The sequence below is a fragment of the Xanthobacter autotrophicus genome, from assembly GCF_029991245.1.
GTDB classification, from domain to species: Bacteria; Pseudomonadota; Alphaproteobacteria; order Rhizobiales; family Xanthobacteraceae; genus Xanthobacter; species Xanthobacter autotrophicus_C.
In genome coordinates, this window is record NZ_JAIVFO010000472.1 from 1 (window position 1) to 386 (window position 386).

Sequence of the window (386 nt, forward strand, 5' to 3'; positions counted from 1 at the left end):
CCAATACCTAATTGATTTGTAAATTCTTCAAGAATTCTTGATGCCCCTTTCACAAAGCAAGCGGTACCTAAGCAAATGTTGATTTTATGTTTACCTTTTGGTGTAGTAGAAAAGAAATTATAAAAACTAATTACTCCAGATACTTCCGAGTGATGCAAATTCATTTTTTTTGCAACAAATATCTGTACTTCTTCAGGTAGATATCCAAAGATTTCTTGGGCTTTATGAAGAACTTGAATTAAATGACCTTTTCTTAAAGGATCGTGCTTTGTAAAATTCAATGATTTGATGAAATTATCTAATTCATCAAACATTTTTTGAACTAGCTCATTTTGGCAGTCTAAATGACCATTATGAAATGCAACTGTTGCTGTTAATTCCAATGC

At 31.1% G+C, this 386-nt stretch carries 1 protein-coding gene; it reads right to left on the minus strand.

Annotated elements, in window-relative coordinates; translation table 11 throughout:
• On the minus strand, nt 1-386 hold a 386-nt coding region (locus K9U41_RS23740; protein WP_282643270.1), incomplete at both ends, for an NAD(P)H-dependent oxidoreductase subunit E.